17 protein-coding genes are annotated in these 20,186 nt (G+C 35.4%); 9 read left to right on the plus strand and 8 right to left on the minus strand.

What is annotated here, in order from left to right; all coding sequences use genetic code 11:
* The first annotated feature begins 763 nt into the window (after positions 1-763).
* Complete coding sequence (locus tag KVT27_RS12195; RefSeq protein WP_225316115.1) at positions 764-1,492, plus strand: hypothetical protein; 729 nt, start codon at positions 764-766, stop codon at positions 1,490-1,492.
* Positions 1,493-2,029: 537 nt separating this feature from the next.
* Here the strand turns inward: KVT27_RS12195 and KVT27_RS12200 are convergent.
* Positions 2,030-3,211 carry a NupC/NupG family nucleoside CNT transporter gene (locus KVT27_RS12200; protein ID WP_036119714.1) on the minus strand — a complete coding sequence of 394 codons (1,182 nt, stop codon included), beginning with the start codon at positions 3,209-3,211 and terminating at the stop codon, positions 2,030-2,032.
* 489 nt (positions 3,212-3,700) lie between these two features.
* On the opposite strand from KVT27_RS12200, the gene KVT27_RS12205 reads away from it, so the two are divergent.
* Together KVT27_RS12205 and KVT27_RS12210 are read left to right on the plus strand one after the other, a co-directional pair.
* A complete protein-coding gene (locus KVT27_RS12205; protein WP_052059889.1) occupies positions 3,701-4,222 on the plus strand; it encodes a sigma-70 family RNA polymerase sigma factor in 522 nt (173 codons plus the stop codon).
* The gene (locus KVT27_RS12210; RefSeq protein ID WP_036149472.1) at positions 4,209-5,156 is read left to right on the plus strand and encodes a DUF4181 domain-containing protein; all 948 of its coding nucleotides are present in this window, start codon (positions 4,209-4,211) and stop codon (positions 5,154-5,156) included. The genes KVT27_RS12205 and KVT27_RS12210 overlap by 14 nt, the downstream gene beginning before the upstream one ends.
* Positions 5,157-5,192: 36 nt before the next feature.
* Here KVT27_RS12210 and KVT27_RS12215 read toward each other — a convergent pair whose 3' ends face one another.
* From KVT27_RS12215 to KVT27_RS12245, 7 genes are read right to left on the minus strand one after another with little or no spacing between them, the layout of a single operon-like run.
* Complete coding sequence (locus tag KVT27_RS12215; protein ID WP_217581411.1) at positions 5,193-6,449, minus strand: permease; 1,257 nt, start codon at positions 6,447-6,449, stop codon at positions 5,193-5,195.
* Positions 6,450-6,453: 4 nt separating this feature from the next.
* Entirely contained in the window at positions 6,454-7,152 is a 699-nt protein-coding gene (locus KVT27_RS12220) for a response regulator transcription factor (RefSeq protein ID WP_036119703.1), read from the minus strand.
* A gap of 38 nt (positions 7,153-7,190) precedes the next feature.
* A complete protein-coding gene (locus KVT27_RS12225; protein WP_008176667.1) occupies positions 7,191-7,943 on the minus strand; it encodes a sensor histidine kinase in 753 nt (250 codons plus the stop codon).
* A gap of 37 nt (positions 7,944-7,980) precedes the next feature.
* Positions 7,981-8,973, minus strand: a complete 993-nt coding sequence (locus KVT27_RS12230; RefSeq protein WP_208705404.1) for an ABC transporter ATP-binding protein — start codon at positions 8,971-8,973, stop codon at positions 7,981-7,983.
* Positions 8,970-9,983 (minus strand): ABC transporter ATP-binding protein, encoded by a 1,014-nt coding sequence (locus KVT27_RS12235; RefSeq protein ID WP_036119695.1) that lies wholly within the window; start codon positions 9,981-9,983, stop codon positions 8,970-8,972. Before KVT27_RS12235 ends, KVT27_RS12230 begins: the two co-directional genes overlap by 4 nt.
* Before the next feature lie 15 nt (positions 9,984-9,998).
* Positions 9,999-10,919, minus strand: coding sequence for a nickel ABC transporter permease (nikB, locus tag KVT27_RS12240; protein ID WP_008176673.1), 921 nt, complete (start codon positions 10,917-10,919; stop codon positions 9,999-10,001).
* A gap of 14 nt (positions 10,920-10,933) precedes the next feature.
* Positions 10,934-11,836, minus strand: a complete 903-nt coding sequence (locus KVT27_RS12245; protein WP_008176675.1) for an ABC transporter permease — start codon at positions 11,834-11,836, stop codon at positions 10,934-10,936.
* Positions 11,837-12,017: 181 nt separating this feature from the next.
* Here KVT27_RS12245 and KVT27_RS12250 point away from each other — a divergent pair, with 181 nt between their 5' ends.
* From KVT27_RS12250 to KVT27_RS12275, 6 genes are all read left to right on the plus strand, one after another.
* Entirely contained in the window at positions 12,018-13,577 is a 1,560-nt protein-coding gene (locus KVT27_RS12250) for a glutathione ABC transporter substrate-binding protein (protein WP_036119692.1), read from the plus strand.
* Between the two features lie 42 nt (positions 13,578-13,619).
* On the plus strand, positions 13,620-14,870 hold the full coding sequence (locus KVT27_RS12255; RefSeq protein WP_036119690.1) for an amidohydrolase family protein: 1,251 nt from the start codon (positions 13,620-13,622) through the stop codon (positions 14,868-14,870).
* Complete coding sequence (locus KVT27_RS12260; protein ID WP_150907004.1) at positions 14,867-16,078, plus strand: amidohydrolase; 1,212 nt, start codon at positions 14,867-14,869, stop codon at positions 16,076-16,078. The genes KVT27_RS12255 and KVT27_RS12260 overlap by 4 nt, the downstream gene beginning before the upstream one ends.
* A gap of 168 nt (positions 16,079-16,246) precedes the next feature.
* Positions 16,247-17,152 carry a DMT family transporter gene (locus tag KVT27_RS12265; protein WP_217581412.1) on the plus strand — a complete coding sequence of 302 codons (906 nt, stop codon included), beginning with the start codon at positions 16,247-16,249 and terminating at the stop codon, positions 17,150-17,152.
* Between the two features lie 762 nt (positions 17,153-17,914).
* Entirely contained in the window at positions 17,915-19,183 is a 1,269-nt protein-coding gene (locus tag KVT27_RS12270; RefSeq protein ID WP_036119682.1) for an L-lactate MFS transporter, read from the plus strand.
* 268 nt (positions 19,184-19,451) lie between these two features.
* Positions 19,452-20,144: an AIM24 family protein gene (locus tag KVT27_RS12275; protein WP_008176687.1), complete on the plus strand. Its 693-nt coding sequence runs from the start codon at positions 19,452-19,454 to the stop codon at positions 20,142-20,144.
* Positions 20,145-20,186 lie beyond the last annotated feature (42 nt).

The following is a 20,186-nucleotide window of genomic DNA, read 5'->3' on the forward strand; positions in this document are numbered from 1 at the left end:
ATAATTTCAAATGTGCATTACTAAAACTTAGTTATCAAAACCTAAATTAAAAAAGATAAATAAATCAAAGGACAAAACATATTTTATATCACTAATATGTTTTGTCCTTTTTAAATTAGTATAACGAAATACTAAAAAATCTTCAGGTTCGGCACATTCACTATTTCTTCTCATTTTTAAAAATCTCCTTAGATACAATGATTAAACGGAATTCTTTTAACACTTTTTGTATTTTAAAATCGAACAGAGCAACACTTTACGGCAAATTAAAAAATCCATTGTGAAAAAGATTGATTAAAATGGATTTTATCTTTTAAAAAAGTTTGCTATATGTAGTTCAACAATCGCACCCGATCGTAATATAAGGTTATCCAGATTTTTCTAGTTGGCCTTTTTGTTATAGGTCTTATTATAACGTTAGTCGGGGTAGAATGTAGCGCCCATTGGACTCGATCCCGGCTGCAAAACTGTTCTCCCCTTACTTGTATAAACATGTTTCAAGCTGGTTGGGACAAAGATCCCGTTTAACACGAGAACCTAGAAATTACAAGCAGCTTTAGGGGTCACTACGTCGAAACCATCTATTTATAATTGCTTATTTAGTATATAATTAGAAATATTTGTATTTTTTAGTGAATTTTTGTTATATTATAAGTGTTAATATACTAGAAGGAGGGTATCTAAATGGAAATAATATAGTTTATTTTTGATATTGGTTGTCACAAAGTGTTGGGAATCATATTATTAAAAGGATGGGTTGAAAATGAAAAAAATTATTACAGGAATCGTTGCAATGATTTTAATGTTTTCAATAACAGCACAGTTTCCAGCAACTGCGGCACAAATAGAAGGTGAAAAAAAAGACAATTTATCAACTATTCTTACAAGTGTATTAGAATTAGATAATGAGTTTGATAAAACAATAGGTTTTGATGGAGACTATATTGCTATTGATATTAATTTAGCAAAAAAACAAGGTGCAACAGATTCTGATATCAAGCTTGCAATATCAAAAGTAAATGAACATAATCAAATAATAAAGGATACATTGGATATACAGCCATTTGTAATATATGATGAAAATAGTTTTTATTTCGATGAAGAGTCAGCTAGAAAAGAAAATGTATCTGAAGACTTAATTGAGACTACTTCAAAGGACATAGAATTAATGAATTCTGTACAGCCATTAGCTGCATGTAACGGTAAAAGTAAGTATGAAAAGACTTCAGTTGGATTCTATACTTACTTTAATAGCTGTCAAGCTTCCACGATAATAACTTATATTCAAATTGGAGCGGGAATAGCTACACTTGGAGCTGCTATCGCAGCCTTTATTGCTCCTCCTCTTGGATTAGCTACTATTATAGCAGTAGGATTAATTGATATTGGGGCAACCGCCTTAAACCTATCAAGCGTTAAGGAATGTGGATTATGGATTAAATGGACAGGTACAGTAAATCCAGATCCTTTCTGGATAGGTTCTCAATGTTAATTATTAGAAAAGGAGAATAGTTTTGTTATCTATAGTTCCTATTATTCTTTTTGGTATTTCACTCGCCCTTTGTATTGTACTATTTCTTAGAATGAATCAAATCAAAGAACGGAAAGAGAAATTACCTCTAATAATTCTATTTAGTTTCACTCTACTTAGTTTTTTAGTACTATTGTATTCTGCGCTTTTTCATTAAATAATATTGTTAAATTTTTTGATGTGAAGGAATGGATAGATCCCATTCAAGAGCAGAACCTCTTTAAACTATTATTCAGAACGTTGAAAAGCTGAAAGAACACTCATTTGTTTAATAGTTAAAACAAATGAGTGTTCTTTTTTATGCTATTCCAGTTCACGTGTGCCCATACCTTTACTTATACTACAAGTAAATTTCCTTTGCCATAAAATTACAATTAAATGCATACTCGTTTCCACATATCTATTTTGTCTTGCCAAAGTGAGATGATAGGAAGTTACAATACAAAAAAACTGCACCCAACCATCGAGTGCAGTTTTAAGAATAATCCCATATTCAATTTAAATAATCAAGCCAACAATTATTGCCGTTAAAATACTTACAAGTGTCGCTCCATAAAGCAACTTTAAGCCGAAACGTGCAACAACATTTCCTTGTCTTTCATTTAACCCTTTGACTGCCCCAGAAATAATACCAATGGATGAAAAGTTAGCAAAGGATACTAGGAATACTGAAATAATACCTAGCGTACGTTCGCTCATTGTGTTCTCAATTTCTCCAAGGTTGATCATAGCAACAAATTCATTCGTTACTAATTTAGTGGCCATTATTCCACCAGCTGAAACAGCGTCTGCCCATGGGATACCCATTAGGAAAGCTATTGGTGCAAAAATATAGCCTAATATTTCTTGGAAGGAAACACCGATAATCATATCAAACAATGAATTGATTAAATCCATTAATGCTACGAAACCAATTAGCATGGCTCCAACAATGATGGCTACCTTAAAGCCATCCATAATATATTCACCAAGCATTTGGAAGAAAGCTTGCTTCTGCTCATCTTCAATGGTTAAGATATCTTCCTCTTCTTTTACCGTATACGGATTAATGATGGAAACAATTATAAAACCACCAAATAAGTTTAAAACAATCGCCGTTACGACATACTTTGGTTCAATCATCGTCATGTACGCGCCAACAACTGACATCGAGACGGTCGACATCGCGGATGCACATAATGTATACATACGCTGAGGAGTGACCTTGTCTAGTTGTTTTTTGACTGTAATGAATACCTCAGATTGACCTACCATTGCAGAAGCAACAGCATTATAGGACTCCAATTTTCCCATGCCACTTACTTTACTTAAAAAATAACCGATCCATCTCATGAGGAAAGGAAGGATTTTGAAATGCTGTAAAATCCCAATTAGCACAGATATAAAGACAATTGGTAATAAAACACCTAAGAAAAATGGGGATTCTCCTTCATTCGCTAAACCACCAAAAACAAATGATATACCTGTATTTGCGTAGGATAATAAATGATCAAATACATTTGTTATACCTTTGATTAGAACATAACCAATCGTTGTATTTAGAAGTAAAGCCGCTAATATAAATTGAATGATTAACATAATCAATATATATTTATATTTTATTTCTTTTTTGTTTTTACTCATTAACAGAGCTAAACCAAAAACAAGTAGCAATCCACAAAGGGATATTAAGTATTTCATAAATTCCTCCATAAGTATAATTTAGGGCGTTTGAATTCAAGACAACAAATATTCTTTTGTTCATTATGTTCTATCTAAAAATTTGCAGAACAACCAAAGAACTTAATTTGTCAGACGTCAGACAAACAATCTCACTATAACAGTTTTTTAACTAGCTATTCAAGAGTTAAAAGAAAAAAAGTATGCGACTTGGCATACGAAAAGGACAAATCCACTATCAAAACAACTAAATCAAATCTTTATAATACTTATTTACATGATGATTTCCCTGAATGGATGAACTCAAAACTACTTCTTGCATAAGTTATTCACATCTATTCAAAATAACATCACCTTCAAATGTTGAAACACATTTTATTGTGTGATGTTTTTGAAATATTATGTCCATCGTTTAAATGAAACATAGTTTTTGAAAAGATTATTTCTTTTTTGGAAACCAAATGGCCCTTCACTACGACTATAAAGTGAATATACATGGGAGGTGTTACAGTGAGTGAGCATTTAGAGGAGGTCATGGAGGAGCATGGAGAATATTGTTTACGAGTGGCGTATTTATATGTAAAGGACTGGGCGATAGCTGAGGAAATTGTTCAAGATGTATTTTTTGCCTATTATCGTCAACGGGATCGCTTCGAACAAAGATCTTCTCTAAAGACGTATTTAGTAAAAATCACTGTACATAAAAGTCATGACTATTTAAGAAGTTGGAAAAATAAGCGACATGAATTATTTGAAAAAATACATATAGGGGCAAATAAACGTACACCAGAAATGACATTATTAGCGAAGGATGAGCAAAATACATTAACGATAGCATTATTTGCTTTACCTATTACTTTTAGAGAAGTCATTATTCTTTATTATTATCAAGAATTAAAGGTTCGAGAGATAGCTGACATACTTTTATGTGCAGAAAATACAGTTAAAACTAGGCTCCATCGAGCAAGGAAAATGTTGCAGTCTAAATTAAACCCTAGTGATTGGGAGGTGTTAATGGATGACAGCTTTTAAGGAGAGGTTGGATAAAGAGCTTGGCACAACGCCACGATTTACACAGTCATTACAGAAAAATATTTCACAACAGGTACACCGAGTAAATCCTACAACAAGACGCTGGCAATATCCATTAATTATTTTAGGTACGATTGTTATGCTATTGTTTATCATAGAACTCGGTCCACTAGGACGGGGCGAACAAGCTAAACAAACTTCATTTGTAGAGTTAGCACAGCAAGAAACAATAAAAAGGTATACAATGATTTTCAACGCGGATATGGAGACCTTTATGGCAGGGAGACCTGGATGGACGATTGGCCAGAAAATATTTGAGCTGAATGATGACAAGGATTTATTACAACAGTTATTACAGCAGGCCACTGTGACACAGATGTATGGGGATAATCCATTTAGATTTGGAGCCATGCGTGATGTATGGGCAGAGTTTGAAAATGGCCAAGTAATTAAAATGAAAATATTTTTAAACGAGGAATATATCGTTATAGAGGATTATCACAATAAATCCTTTTATCGAGTAAATAATGAAGATTTGGCAAAGGCTTATTTAGACCTTGCCCTAAAAGAAGATGATATAGCTTTTGGAATGAAGGGCTTATCTATATTTCTAGTAGTCTTATTCGTTAGTCATTTTTTTGTCGAAAAATTAATGAGAAAAAAGTTCAACATTCCAAAAGGGTATGTTAATAAAGGTCATCAGCGAGTCAGTTGGATCATTAAAATTGTAAATATTGTTTTGGTCTGTTTGTTCGTACTGAAAGGGTTGATCCTATTGACCGTCGTAATAATAGGCTATCTAACTGTTATAGTTTTCAGTTCTATTTTCATTGACTATTACTATGGTAGAGAAGAAAAAAGACATTATATTTCCATTAGTTCAGCCATTGTTGGTCTACTATTATTTGGCATATTCATTATTTGTATCAGTTAAAAGAAGACAAACGCCTGAACACGCTATTTTGCGAATTCAGGCGTTTTTATCTTCCGTTTCTGTTTGTAGCATTAATTGATAAATACTAGATATCATAAAGCTAGCTGCTAATCCGTAAAGGGCATTGAAGCTTAAACCAACACCGATCCCTATGATGATGGAAAACAGTATGACAAGCCAGTTATGTTTATGAATATGACGATTCGTAAATAAAAGAATAAACATAAATGGTAGCATGGTAATGTGAAGAAATGCGAAAGAATAAATAACTCCTAAAATCGTTAAATCGATAGATAAGAAAAAGGTAAATAAAAGGATGAGTAGACCAATTAAATAAAAGTAATAGGGCCTTTTCTTCACAAAAAATCGTTTGGTTGCCCGCAAATCTACAAGTAAGGTTGTGACAATGGCCAACAGTACAATGACAAGGAAAGCAAATGTCAGAAACCCGGGCTGTACTTCATATAAAAACGTGAAAATTAGAATTTGAAACTGACCAAATGAGCCACTGTATAAAGCAATCATTAAAATTGCTGTAAAGGATAGCGTTAATAAAGCTAAAATCACACCTGAAGAAAACAGGCTGCGACGTACTTTTTTTGGCTTAATAAAGGCGATTAAATACCATGTGGATTTATCAAAGAGAACTTGTCCTAAAACGGCTAGTTGAATAATGACATAGAACAGCAGGATTTCACTATTTTTAAAATAAAATAAATAAGGGTGATACAAGCGAATACCTTCATAAACGGTGCTAGCACCATTTTGTACAAAATAATAAATAGGGATAAAAATAAGTAAAGAAAATAAAGCGATGATAAATAATATTTCTAGCCACAATATACTTTTCACTGACATCATGCGATCCAGAAGTAACATTCCCACCAAAAATAAAAAAATGGTGATAGGGACTGGTATGGTTAACATAATTTCAGATAACACACTAATGCTTATTAATTGTATTAACCAAAGTTCAATGCCTGTTAAAAGGTAAAAAAATCGTATAACTTTTAAATTTATACCACTCAATTTTTTCTGTATCGTAAAGAGTAAAAAGCTTTGGGTATGCTGGTTTTGTGTGTAATCACTCTTTTTTAATAATGAGCCCAGTATGACAAATGAAATAGCTGTCGCTAATGTATAACAAATGCCCGCCATAAAGCCATACGAAATTAGGGCAGAAGGAGAGGACAATAGTAAATTACCATTAATCCATCTCGCTAAAAGTATGATGACACCTGCTGCTGTGCTTAAACTTGCAAATGGTACGAGCAATGAAAATTTCTTTAGCATATCTTCAATTACCTTTACTCGTTTTAGAGGATTTGTATTGACGAGGTGATTGATTATATTTTTTCTTAAAAGCTACACTAAAATAGTGTTGACTATTAAAACCACAGCTCTCCGCAATTGCTGACATACTAGCATCCAGATTTTCACTTATTTTCTTCACGGCCATCTCTAGGCGATAATTATTAATATATTCATTAATGCCGATGGATTGCTCCTCCAAAAACTTACGACTTAAATAACTAGGGTTCAAATGGATTTTTTCAGCAATAATATTTAAACTCAGTTTTTCATGAAAGTTTTCATGAATATAGGAAAGAGCGCTTTGGATCGCATCATGGTTAGAGCTCCATACTTTATATTTCTCCACAATAGCATTTAATTCACTAGCAATAACAGGCTTTGTTAGATAGTCCTTTACTCCAATACGTAACGCTTGCTGCGCATATTCAAAGGTTTGATAGGCTGTTACCATTATAATATCTACATCATAAAGTTCTTTTAACTCTTTACTTAAAGTGATTCCATCTTTCCCAGGCATTTGAATATCCAAAAAGGCGATAGTCATACGGTGCTTTTTAGCTAATTGCAGAGCTTGTGAAGCGTCCTGAGCAGTATGGAATGTCCAATTAGGGAAATGTGGCTTTAATAAATAAATCATTTGCTCAAGCTCTAAAGGCTCATCATCTGCGATTAATATATTCATGTTGAGGTTCTCCTTTCATATTCAAATTAGTAGAAAGCCTAAGCGGGAACATGGATCGTTACAGTGTAAAAATGTTGATCGTTTTGAATTGAAAATAAAATACTTTCGAGTCCATAAATAAGCTCGAGACGTTTTTTAATATTTTCAAGACCATAACCTTGCTGCAATTCATCTTCTACTTGCTCAATAGCCGATTCTATCTTTTCTGATGGTTGTGTATTTTTTATTTCTATTAATAAAAACTTGTCCATTTTCTTTATATAAATGAAAAGTTCAGCAGGTCCTATATGCTTTTCAAAGCCATGTTTATATGCATTTTCAATAATGGTCTGGAGAATAAATGGTGGTATTTGTACAGATAATGCTGCATCATCAACATACTTATGGACCGTCAAACGATGTCCAAAGCGTAGCTGTTGAATATTTAAATAGCTATCGACAAATAGCACCTCGTTTTTTAAAGCAATTAACACCTCATGATTATTATATTTAAATTTAAAAAACGTTGCTAAGGCCTCAATGCCCGCTACCAAATCTTCCTTTCGATTGATGCGGGCTAGGCTCAGTAATGAATTTAATGCGTTAAAAAAGAAATGGGGCTGTATTTGCTGATTTAGCTGAAGAATATTGGCTCTTTGTAAATCTTGCTTTAGCTCTAAATTTCTTTTTTCTTCCTCTAGGCTATCAATTTGTTTTTCGAAAATAAATATAAAAGTAAGCAGAAAAGCTCCAATAATTGGAGCGATTACACATAGGAGAATATATATGTTGAAGGTTTCTAGTTGTAACATAATGACCTCTCCATTGAATTTATAAGTGTAAGTTACATTAAACTAAATTTTCTGCAAAATGGCAAGCTACCTTATGGGTTGCCGTAATTTCCCGTAAAGCGGGCACCTCTGCTTTACATTTATCTGTAGCGAACGGACAACGTGTATGGAAGCTACAGCCTGTAGGAGGATTTAACGGTGATGGTAGGTCTCCCTTTAAAATAATACGCTCCTTACGATGCTCCTTGTCAATAACTGGAATCGACGAAAACAGTGCTTTTGTATAAGGGTGATGCGGCTGGGTGAAAAGGGATTGCTTATCAGCAATTTCTACGACTTTTCCAAGATACATAACCATTATCCGGTCTGATATATGGCGCACTACACTTAAATCATGTGAGATAAATAAAAAGGTTAAATCTAAATCTCTTTGTAGCTGTTTCAATAAATTTAAAATTTGTGCTTGGATAGATACGTCCAGGGCAGAAACCGATTCATCACAAATAATAATTTGGGGATTGACGGCAAGTGCTCTTGCGATCCCAATACGTTGACGTTGTCCACCAGAGAATTCATGTGGATAACGCTCCAAATATTCTGGTCGCAGTCCGACAAGTGACATTAATTCGATCATGCGTGCCTCTTGCTGCTCTGGTGGAACTATTTTTTGAATAGACATGGCCTCTGTTAACATTTTGCGAATAGTGCGTCTTGGGTTCAGAGATGCATACGGATCTTGGAAAATTATTTGAATGTCCTTGCGCGCTACTCGCAGCTCTTTTTTATTCATCGTTACTAAATTTTTGCCGAATAATAACACTTCTCCAGATGTAGGTTCGTCTAATCTTAAAATAGAGCGACCTGTCGTTGATTTACCGCAGCCAGATTCTCCAACAATACTAAGTGTTTCACCAGGCATAATCTCAAAAGAAACACCGTCCACCGCTTTAACCACCTGCTGTGGACCGAAGAGTTTTTCTTTTTTTAAGGAAAAATGTTGTTTTAAATTATTTACTTGTAGTAGTGGCTGTGCTTGCTGCTCTTTTATCATACGGTCATCTCCTCCATAAGTGTTGCTCCCTGCCATTCCTTACTGTACATCCAGCATCTTACCTTTTTCCCTGGCTCAATCGTAAGAAGTTCAGGCTGTTTTTCAAGGCATAATTCTGTAGCAAATGGACAGCGTTCTGCATAGCGGCAGCCAATTGGATAATGATATGGACTTGGAACGGTTCCATGAATAGTAGATAATTCCTCTTGATCCTCATATAGTTTTGGCAAGGATTGAATTAAACCATTAGTATAAGGATGTAATGGTTTTTCAAAAAGGCTATCAGTTGTGCCTTCCTCTACAACCTGCCCTGCATACATAACGGCAATTTTATCGCAAATCTCAGCTACAACACCAAGATCATGGGTAATGAAGATAATGCTCATTCCTAACTGCTTTTGCAAATTTTGAATAATATCAATAATTTGAGCTTGAATGGTTACATCTAGGGCAGTCGTCGGTTCGTCAGCAATTAAAACATCTGGCGTACAAGCAAGTGCCATCGCGATCATAATACGTTGACGCATCCCGCCACTTAGCTGATACGGCTCTTGTTTCGCTCTTTTTTCAGGGGCTGGAATGCCAACTAGGCGAATCATATCCACCGCTTTTTGCCATGCTTCTTTACGTGATAAACCTTGATGTAAACGAATGGATTCAGCGATTTGTTCACCAACGGATAGCACAGGATTTAAGCTTGTCATGGGCTCTTGGAAAATCATTGATATTTTATTACCTCGAATTTTACGTAATTCTTCATCTGATAATTTCAAGATGTCTGTATTGTTTAAAAGAATTTCACCATTAACAATTTTGCCAGGGGGTGAAGGGACTAATCGAAGTAGTGAAAGGGAAGTCATGGATTTCCCACAACCAGATTCTCCGACAATGCCCAGCGTTTCTCCTTTTTGAAGTGTAAAGGAAACACCGTCCACAGCTTTAGCGACTCCCTCACTCGAATAAAAATAAGTTTGTAAATTTTTTACTTCTAACACTGTATCTTGTTTCATCTGTTTTTTCCCTCCCTAGTTTAAATCCATCCGTTTATTAAAGATTCGATACAAAATATCGACGAAAAGATTAATGAATACGAATATTAATGAAGCGACTAGTACGCCTCCTTGCACGATTGGTATATCTCGTGTACGAATTGCATCGACAATCATTCGACCTAATCCGTTTACGGCGAAAACAGATTCTACTAATACTGTGCCGCCAAGTAAACTACCAAACTGTAAGCCTACTACTGTAATAACTGGAATTAAAGCATTCCGTAATGCGTGCTTTAAAATGATAATATAACCTTTTAAGCCTTTAGCTTTAGCTGTTCGAATATAATCTTGATTGACGACTTCTAACATACTTGAACGTGTCATACGTGCAACGATAGCAGCACCACCTGCGCCCAGTGTAACCGCAGGTAGAATAATATGCTTAGCACTGTCCCAACCTGCAACAGGTAGCCAATGTAACTGTACGGAGAAAACGTACATTAATAAAATACCTAACCAGAAACTAGGGAGCGAGATTCCTAATAATGCCACAATCATTAAACCAACATCCATGAAAGAATAGGGGCGGATTGCTGAGATGATGCCGGCAATAAGCCCAAGAACGATGGTAATTAAAATACTATAAAAGGCCAGCTCAATTGTAATTGGTAAACGAGCGGTAATTTCTTCAAATACAGGTTGATTATTTTTTAAAGAATGACCCATGTCACCTTGTAAAAGATTTTTAATGTAATCTGTATATTGAATGGCTAAAGGCTTATTCAGTCCTAAATTTTCACGTAATTCATTAACGGTTTCTTGTGAAGCTCCTTCACCAGCTAAAATGATGGCCGGATCGCCTGGAATCATTTGCATAATTAGAAAAACAACAAGCGTTACACCGAGCGTCACGGGGATAATTTGAGCAAGTCGTTTTAGGATAAATAATGTCATATAACTTCTCTCCTTTAATTTTTCATTCTTGGATCTAAAGCATCTCGTAAACCATCTCCGAATAGGTTAAATCCTAGAACAAGGATGGAAATCATAATACCTGGGAAAAGGGCCATATATGGGGCCGTAAAAAGAAAATCCCTACCATTTGATAACATGGCACCCCATTCAGGAGATGGTGGTTGTGCACCTAATCCTAAGAATGACAGACCTGCAGCAGATAAAATGGCTGTTGCTAAACGCATAGATGCTTGGACAATAATAGGTGATAAAATATTCGGGAAGATATGCTTGATTAATATGGTCATATCATTTGCACCGAGTGTTTTAACAGCATCGATATATTCTAACTTTTTTACTTCCATTGTCGATCCACGTACAATACGGGCAAACATAGGGATGGAAAAGAATCCAACAGCAATAGTTACATTAATAAGACTTGGTCCCAAAGCGCTGACAATCGCTAAAGCTAGTAATATACCTGGAAAGGCAAGCATGATATCTAAAATACGACTAATAATTGAATCAATCCATCTTCCATAGTAGCCAGAGATAAGCCCGAGGATTGTCCCAATTGTTCCACCAAATAACACGGCTGAAATACCAACACCAAGAGATAAACGGGAGCCATATAATATTCGACTTAAAATATCTCGTCCTTTGTCATCTGTGCCCATTAAATGATCTAAACTGGGTCCTTGTAATTTTTGATCTAACTGAACATCGAATGGATCATAAGGAGCTATAATTGGCCCGATAAGAAACATCAATATATATAGAAGAATGATGATACCCCCTGCGACAGCGGCCTTATTTTTTTTGATTTTGTTTAGGAACGAGACAAGATTCTTTTTTCTAGAAGCTTTACGTGCATTCACTAAAACAGCATGGTCGATAGTAGTAGTTACTTTATCCATAATGAAACTCCTTTTCTAGTTGATTTGATTTCAATTTAGTGAAAAGCGTAAAGAATGTAAATATTTTAGAAGGTATTAGTCAGAAAATTTAAAAAACAAGTAAAGATTTTAAAAAACAAGTGAATTTTATTTCTTTATAATTCGAGATGTAAGGATGAAAACATAAAAGGAGGAAATGTTTATGAAGAGAATGAAGCTTTTTTTATTGATGACACTAATTACTGTTCTAGTTTTGCAGGCATGCTCAACTGCTAGTAATAAGAGTGCTGAAGGTTCCAATGAGGGATCTAAAAGTGTAGGAGGGGAATTAGTTGTTTTAAGAGCATCAGATGCAACAAGCCTTGATCCTCACTTTATTACAGATATCCCTTCAGCGAATATTATTCATGGCAAAGTATATGAAACACTTGTTGCTTTTGATAGAGATCGTAAAATTGCTCCATTACTTGCAAAAGAGTGGGAACAAAAAGATGATGTCACATGGACATTTACTTTAAATGAAGGCATTAAATTCCATGATGGCGCTGATTTTAATGCGGAAGCTGTAAAAGCTACATTCGATCGCATTTTAGATCCAGAGACTGGGTCACCACAGCGTGATAAATTATCAATGATTAGTGAAGTAGTAGTCGATGATACGTATGTTGTCACGTTGAAATTAAAGGAGCCATATGCACCACTTTTATCAATTTTAGCAAGTCAGGAAGGTAGTATGATTAGCCCGAAAGCTATTGCAGAAGCGGCAGATGAATTAGCAACACATCCAGTAGGGACAGGTCCATTTGTATTTGATGCTTGGAAATCAGGTCAAGAAATTACATTAAATTCAAACAAAGACTATTGGGGTACAGTACCAAAAGTAGATAAAGTAACATTTAAAGTAGTACCTGAGGATTCTACACGTTTAGCGATGATTGAAAGCGGAGAAGCGCATATCGCTGAGCAAGTGCCAGTAACTGAAATTGATCGTATTGAAAATTCACCAACTATGAATCTATTCCGCGCAGAAGGATTGGCAGTAGAATTCATTGGTTTCAATGTGAAAGATGCATTGTTATCAGATGTTAAAGTGCGTCAAGCAATTAGTTATGCAGTGGACCGTGAAGCAATTATTAGCGGTATTTATGATAATGTAGGTACACTTGCCAATTCCGCAATGAGTCCAAAAATTATCGGTTACTCTAGTGAAACAAAGCCATATGATTATGATGTAGTAAAAGCAAAAGAACTATTAAAAGAAGCGGGTGTTAAAGAAGGAACAAAAGTTAAATTACTAACGAGCGACCGTAAAGAGCGTATTAATATGGCAGAGGTTATTCAATCTCAATTGAAGGGCATTGGTCTAGACGTTGATATTCAAGTAATGGAATACGGCGCATTTATTTCTGAAATTACGAAAGAACAACACCAAATATTTATTAGTGGCTGGGGTAATGCAACGGGAGATGCTGATTATAACCAATTTAATCTATTCCATACTGCTTCTATGGGACCTCCAGGAAACCATTTCTACTATTCAAATCCAGAAATAGACAAGCTAATTGAGCAAGGACGTTCTGAATCAAATCAAGAGGCACGTAATGAAATCTACAAAAAAGCAATGCAAATGGAGTTAGATGATGCTGTGTATATTCCAGTTCGTAACTACGAGCATTTAGCTGTTTACAGTAATGCTGTCAAAGGGTTCTGGTTAGATGCATCTAACTATACGATGATCAGTGGCGTTGAAATTGTAGAATAATCAAACTTGCTGAAACCTACAAATACCAATGAGGAGGAAACTATGAATAAATTACTGCTGAAAAATGTGAGATTAGAAGAGGCATTTGAGCATGAAAATGAACGCATTGTTGCAACGCGTACTGCTATTTATGATGTTCTAATTGTAGATGGATATGTTCAACAAATAGATAAGAATATAGTAGTCGATGGCGATGTAGAGATAGTAGATGCACAGAAGCAATTATTAGTACCATCTTTCCGAGAAATGCATATTCATATTGATAAAACTTATTTTGGTGGAGAGTGGCAGGCCCCAAGACCTATTACAAAAGGGATATTAACGCGCATCGAGGAAGAACAAACGCTGCTTCCTAAACAATTACCGACCGCGGCTTATCGGGCTGAGGAAATGGTTAAGTGGTTAATTTCACAAGGACATACACATATACGGTCGCATTGTAATGTGGACCCACAAATTGGGACCAAGCATATTGAAATAACAAAGCAAGTGTTAGAAACATATCAAGATCAAATTACTTATGATATTGTGGCTTTCCCACAGCATGGTTTACTGCGCTCGAATGTGGAAGGACTGATCCGTGAGGCGATGGCAATGGGTGCAACGCTTGTTGGAGGAGTTGACCCATCCATTGTAGATAGAAATATTGAGAAATCATTGCAAACAACGATGGCTATTGCTCAAGACTATCAGGCAGGGATTGATATTCATATTCATACAGCTAATACCTTAGGTGAATTTGAATTTTATAAACTAATCGAATTAACAAAACAGGCGAAAAAAGAAGGACAAGTTACGATTAGTCATGCAATGGCGCTTGCGGATTTAGAACAATCAAGATTAGAAAACTTAGTTCAGGCGATGGCTGCTGTGCAAATGGATGTTACAACAACGGTGCCAACGGATATTAATCGCTCGACGATACCGATTCCATACCTTTATAACAATGGTGTAAAAGTTTCTGTTGGACATGATAGTTTAACAGATCATTGGTCTCCTTATGGTACAGGAAACACCATTATGAAGTTAAATGTAATGGCGGAGAGATTCCGTTTTATTGATGAATATTCATTAAGTCGTGCTTGGAAATATGCTTCGGGTGGCATTACTCCATTGAATGATGCCGGAGAACGTGTTTGGCCACAGGTTGGTGATAAAGCCAATATGCTTTTAGTAGATGGAATTAGTACTGCACATGTTGTAGCAAGAAGATGCCCTATTACTACAGTTATTTCACAAGGACATATTATTCACCAACAGGAAGTTGGAGAGTTGAAAGGAGAATACAGATGAAGCACTGGCTTACAAATGTTCTACTTGAAACAGGAGAATATCTAAAAGAAAATGATACTGTCGGTACAAAGGTGGAGCTTTTTCACCTTGAAATTACGGATGGCTTTATTTCTCAAATTGTACCAGCAACACAAACAATTGATTCTCTAGATGAAGTAACAGATATGAAAGGGAAGCTGCTATTACCAGCCTTTAAAGAAATGCATAATCACTTAGATAAGACATACTTATCTTTACCATGGAAAGCATGTGTGCCTGTAAAGAACTTGAAAGAACGCTTGGATCGTGAAGCACAAGAATTATCGGTCCTTGCAACGACTGGGAAACAACGTGCTGCAGCCATGATTGAGAAAATCCTCAATAATGGTGCCAATCATATTCGTACACATATCAATATCGATCCGTACATTGGCTTAAAAAACTTAGAGGGTGTGCTAGAAGCATTGGAAGATTATAAAGGTGTTGTGACATCAGAAATCATTGCCTTTCCACAGCATGGCTTACTAAGAGATGATGTGCCTAAATTATTACGTGAAGCCTTGCGCAATGGGGCAACGATGATTGGTGGGCTAGATCCTGCTGGTATTGATAATTCGATTGAGCCTTCTCTTTATGAAGTCATGAATATCGCACAAGAATTTAATGTAGATGTTGATATTCATCTACATGATGGTGGTCATGTTGGCTATTATACAATCGATAAATGGATCGATATGGTAGAGGATGCAAACTATCAAGGGAGAACGGCTATTAGTCATGCCTTTTCTCTTGGAGATGTATCAGCTATGGAACAGCATAAAATTGCAGATCGTCTAGCGCAGCAGCAAGTAAAAATTATGTCAACGGTGCCATTTGATTTAAGACGATTAATCCCACCGATTGATTTACTAACAGAGCATGGAGTAGATGTTCACTTTGGTTGTGATGGCTTTTATGATTCATGGAGTCCATATGGCTCGGGAGATATTTTAGAAAAAGCAACGACTTTTGCAGACAATACACGTAAGTTAGATGAGCGTTCTATTCGACAAACATTAAAATACATTACAAATGGTGTCACACCATTGGATGCAAATGGTCAAAAGGTTTGGCCAAACGTGCAAGATGAAGCAAGCTTTGTTTTCTTTGACGCTGTTTCTAGCGCTGAAGTCATTGCACGTAAACCATCAAAACGGGTGGTTATGTCAAAAGGCCAGTTTATCAATTAAGTATCAATCTAAATCCCCCTTATTTAGATACCATAGCAAACTAGAAAATTTCTAGTTTGCTATACTTATGTTTTAATAGATAGGAAGAAATACAAGAAAGGGAAGTAGATTTTTAAAAGAGTTGATTATGAACTATGTAGAAGTCTCTTATATACAGGTGCGATAAATATGAAGCAACTAACGATCTATATGATTTTATTTAGCTGTGTATTTTTTTGGGCCAGTAACTTTATTATTGGCTCTATTTTAATTGAACATTGGTCTCCAATCATGGTTGCCATATTTAGATTAATGGTCATTGTCCTATTTTTAGGCTGCATTAGTTGGAAGGCAATTATTCATACAACGTTTACACGTAATGACCTACTGTTGCTGATCATTGCAGGAATACTAGGTGTTTCCATCAATCACTATAGCTTTTATGCAAGTCTTCAGCATACCTCTCCTATTACCGCGGCATTAATTTTAGCCTGCGCACCGATTGTCACATCTTTACTTAATAAAATGATTTATCATGAATCACGAAACGGTATATTTTGGTTAGGGGCAATCATTTCATTTATAGGGGTTGGTCTCATCATTACTAAAGGAGCCCTCATCGCCATTTCTATTGGAAAGGGGGAAGTGCTAAGTTTAATTACGATGCTAAGCTTTGCCTTATTCCTTATTATTGTGAATCATCTCAGTCTGAAATTATCAGCCCAGTCCATCACCTTTTATACAAATCTAATCGGTTTGCTGGTGCTTGTCCCATTTTCGTTTACGATGTGGACACGAATAAATTGGCAAGTAACATATCCTTATTGGATGCTGCTCATTATATCAGCGGTTATTATTCATGGAATTAGTAATTTACTTTGGAATCAAAAAATGAAGGAGATTGGCTCAACGAATGCTTCACTATTATTGAATTTTGAGCCAGCTATCGCTATGCTATTAAGTGCTATTTTTTTAAAGCAATTTCCTACAAGTGTCCAAGTATATGGCTCCTTATTGATTTTACTAGGAATTTTGCTATGTATTTACTATAAGGAAATAAGAACTTTGCTTTATATGAAAAGAAAAACAACTTAAAAAATCTATTATTTTGTACAGTATGTTGGAAATATTTCTAGCATGCTGTTTTTTTTTGATATGTTTTGTTTTTTTACAAAAATAATATTTCGCGAAAAATGGACCTGTTCTAGCATATATATAACCTGATAGAAGCAATTGATTCTGATTCAGAGTGTTGAAGGTTCAAATTTAGTTGAAAAAAATATATATTTGAATAATAAAAATGAAGGAAAATTGAAAGTGGTTTAAAAATTATACATTCACTGTATTGTTATAAAAGTGTTTTTTTGCAATTTTAAGTAAAAAAAGAGGTGTTATACCATTTTTAAAGATATTTTTAAAAATAAAAAAATTGTCTGTTACTATTGTAAAATTCTCTATTATTCTAAAAAATTCTACATTCTGTGTAATGCATTTGCTTCATTTTAAGTGTTGCTGACTCCTGTTAGAAATGGTAAAAAGAGACGTATGCATCTGTTGAATGTGAAATTATGCACAAAAATAATTATTTTAATATAATTAGTGGTTATTTATAAAATAGAGTAGAAAAGTAATAATAGCTAAAATGTGTTATGCTTTTTGTAGGATAAACGCTGTTTTGCTTAGAGACTGTAGGGTTTATTTAATGAAAAACATTAATGGAAAAACAAAATACTTTTTGGAGAAATAATATTTTTTAGAAAAACATCTTGCATTTGAATAATTCTAAGTGGTAAATTGTTTAACATGGACGTTCATAGAATTTTCACAGGTAGCAAAAGAGGGGAGAAATGAGAATTTATGAATAAAAATAGATGGTTAATTGCATTATCTGCAATCGCTATTCACCTTTCAATCGGTGGAGCCTATGCATACAGTGTATACAAGATACCTATTGTCACAGAAATGGGATGGAGTGAAACAAAGGTAACGGTTGCCTTTACCATTATGATGGGGCTTGCTGGGTTTTCAGCTGCATTATTTGGTAGTTTAGTAGAGAAGATGGGACCACGTAAATCGGCGATGGTAGCAGCTGTCTTATTTGGAGCAGGACAAGCTGGTGCAGGAGTTGCAATTTCAATGGATTCGGTCGTGTTGTACTGGTTAACATATGGCGTACTTAGTGGATTAGGTATGGGGATTGGTTATATTGCGCCAGTATCAACGCTTGTAAAATGGTTCCCAGATCGACGAGGTCTAGCAACAGGGATGGCCGTACTTGGTTTTGGTTCTGGTGCACTAATTACAGCGCCAGTCGCAGCCAACTTAATGGAGGCAGTTGGCATCTCTACAACATACTTTATTTTAGGGGCAAGTTATTTCACGTTAATGATTTTAGGGGCTTCATATATAGCGCCGCCTAAGCCTGGTTATATGCCAGCTAATATGAAGGCAGCAGCCGATAACGGCAAAGAAGTAGTAAAGAAAGATTTAGCAGTTATGTCAGCACGTGAGGCTGTCAAAACAAAGCATTTCTGGATGCTATGGTCTATGCATTTAGTCAATGTTACTGCAGGAATTATGATGATTTCTGTTGCCTCACCAATGGCACAGGAAATTGTGGGGCTATCAGTTGCAGGCGCTGCAGCGATGGTAGGAATCATGGGGTTATTTAATGGTGGTGGTCGTTTAATTTGGGCCGCTGTGTCTGATTATATTGGACGTTCAAATGTATTTGTTATTTTCTTTACAGCACAGCTAATTACATTTATCGTTTTACCACATACAACGAACGTGATTATTTTCCAAGCACTTATTTTCTTAGTCGTTAGTTGCTATGGTGGAGGATTCTCAAATTTACCTGCTTTTGCAAGTGATTTATTTGGAACGAAACAACTTGGTGTGATCCATGGTTATTTATTAACAACTTGGTCATTGGGTGGCATTTTCGGACCGTTGTTAGTAAGCACTATCAAAAATGCTTATGGAAGCTATATTCCTGTATTCTATGTATTTGCAGGGTTAATCGCTGCTTCATTAGTCATTTCAATCACCTTACGTGCTGATGTACGTAAACAAACTGCTTTAAAAGCGGCACAAAATGTTGGAGACGTTTCCGCTACTCAATAATCTATTTTTGCGATAACTGTATAGGTGTCATTTCGCACATGGCACTTATATAGTTATTTTTTTGTATTAATTGTTATATAACAATTATCGGTTCCTCGTTTAATGTATAACAGTGCATACCTGATGTCAATACCATTACTGGAAATAAAAAGATTTCGTTATTAAAAGAGAAAATTTATAACGAAAGACGGGATAAGGGATAAACAGCTAAAATTTGAATCTTTTCTCAAAAGTAATCGTATATAAAGTAATTAAGGAGGGATCTACTATGGGGAAATTTTCTTTAGATGAATTTGTTCATAAAACACAGCAGGATGATCAAGAAAATGATTATTTTGAATTGGAAACTGAGCGTGTATTAGAGGTTAATTTAAACGGTGAAGTATGGTCCAAGATGGGGGCAATGATTTCCTATACAGGAGACATTAAATTTGAACGTGAGCGCGTGTTGGAGCACGGACTTGGTAAGATGTTTAAAAAGGCTTTAACAGGTGAAGGTACACAATTGATGAAAGCGAGTGGAAAGGGCAGACTTTATTTAGCCGATCAAGGTAAGAAAGTAACCGTCTTTGATTTGAAAAACGACAGTCTTTGTGTAAATGGTAATGATCTACTTGCTTTTGAGCCTAGCATCAACTGGGATATACGGTTAATGCGAAAAATGGCTGGCATCATGTCGGGTGGTTTATTTAATGTAACGTTACAAGGGACAGGAAAAGTAGCGATTACAACACACTTCGAACCATTAACATTATTAGTAAAACCAGGTGAAACGGTTTATACTGACCCACATGCCACTGTCGCTTGGTCAGGGAATTTAACACCTGAGTTTAAAACAGATATTAGTTTCCGTACATTTATCGGTCGTGGAAGTGGCGAATCAATCCAGATGGCGTTTTCGGGTGAGGGCTTCGTCATTATCCAGCCATTTGAAGAAGTATATATGTCTAGTGAAAGCTAAAAAAGCGTGTCCGTTTTGTCCGGACACGCTTTTTCTTCTATT

This window comes from Lysinibacillus sp. GbtcB16, from assembly GCF_019091145.1.
Lineage (GTDB): Bacteria > Bacillota > Bacilli > Bacillales_A > Planococcaceae > Lysinibacillus > Lysinibacillus fusiformis.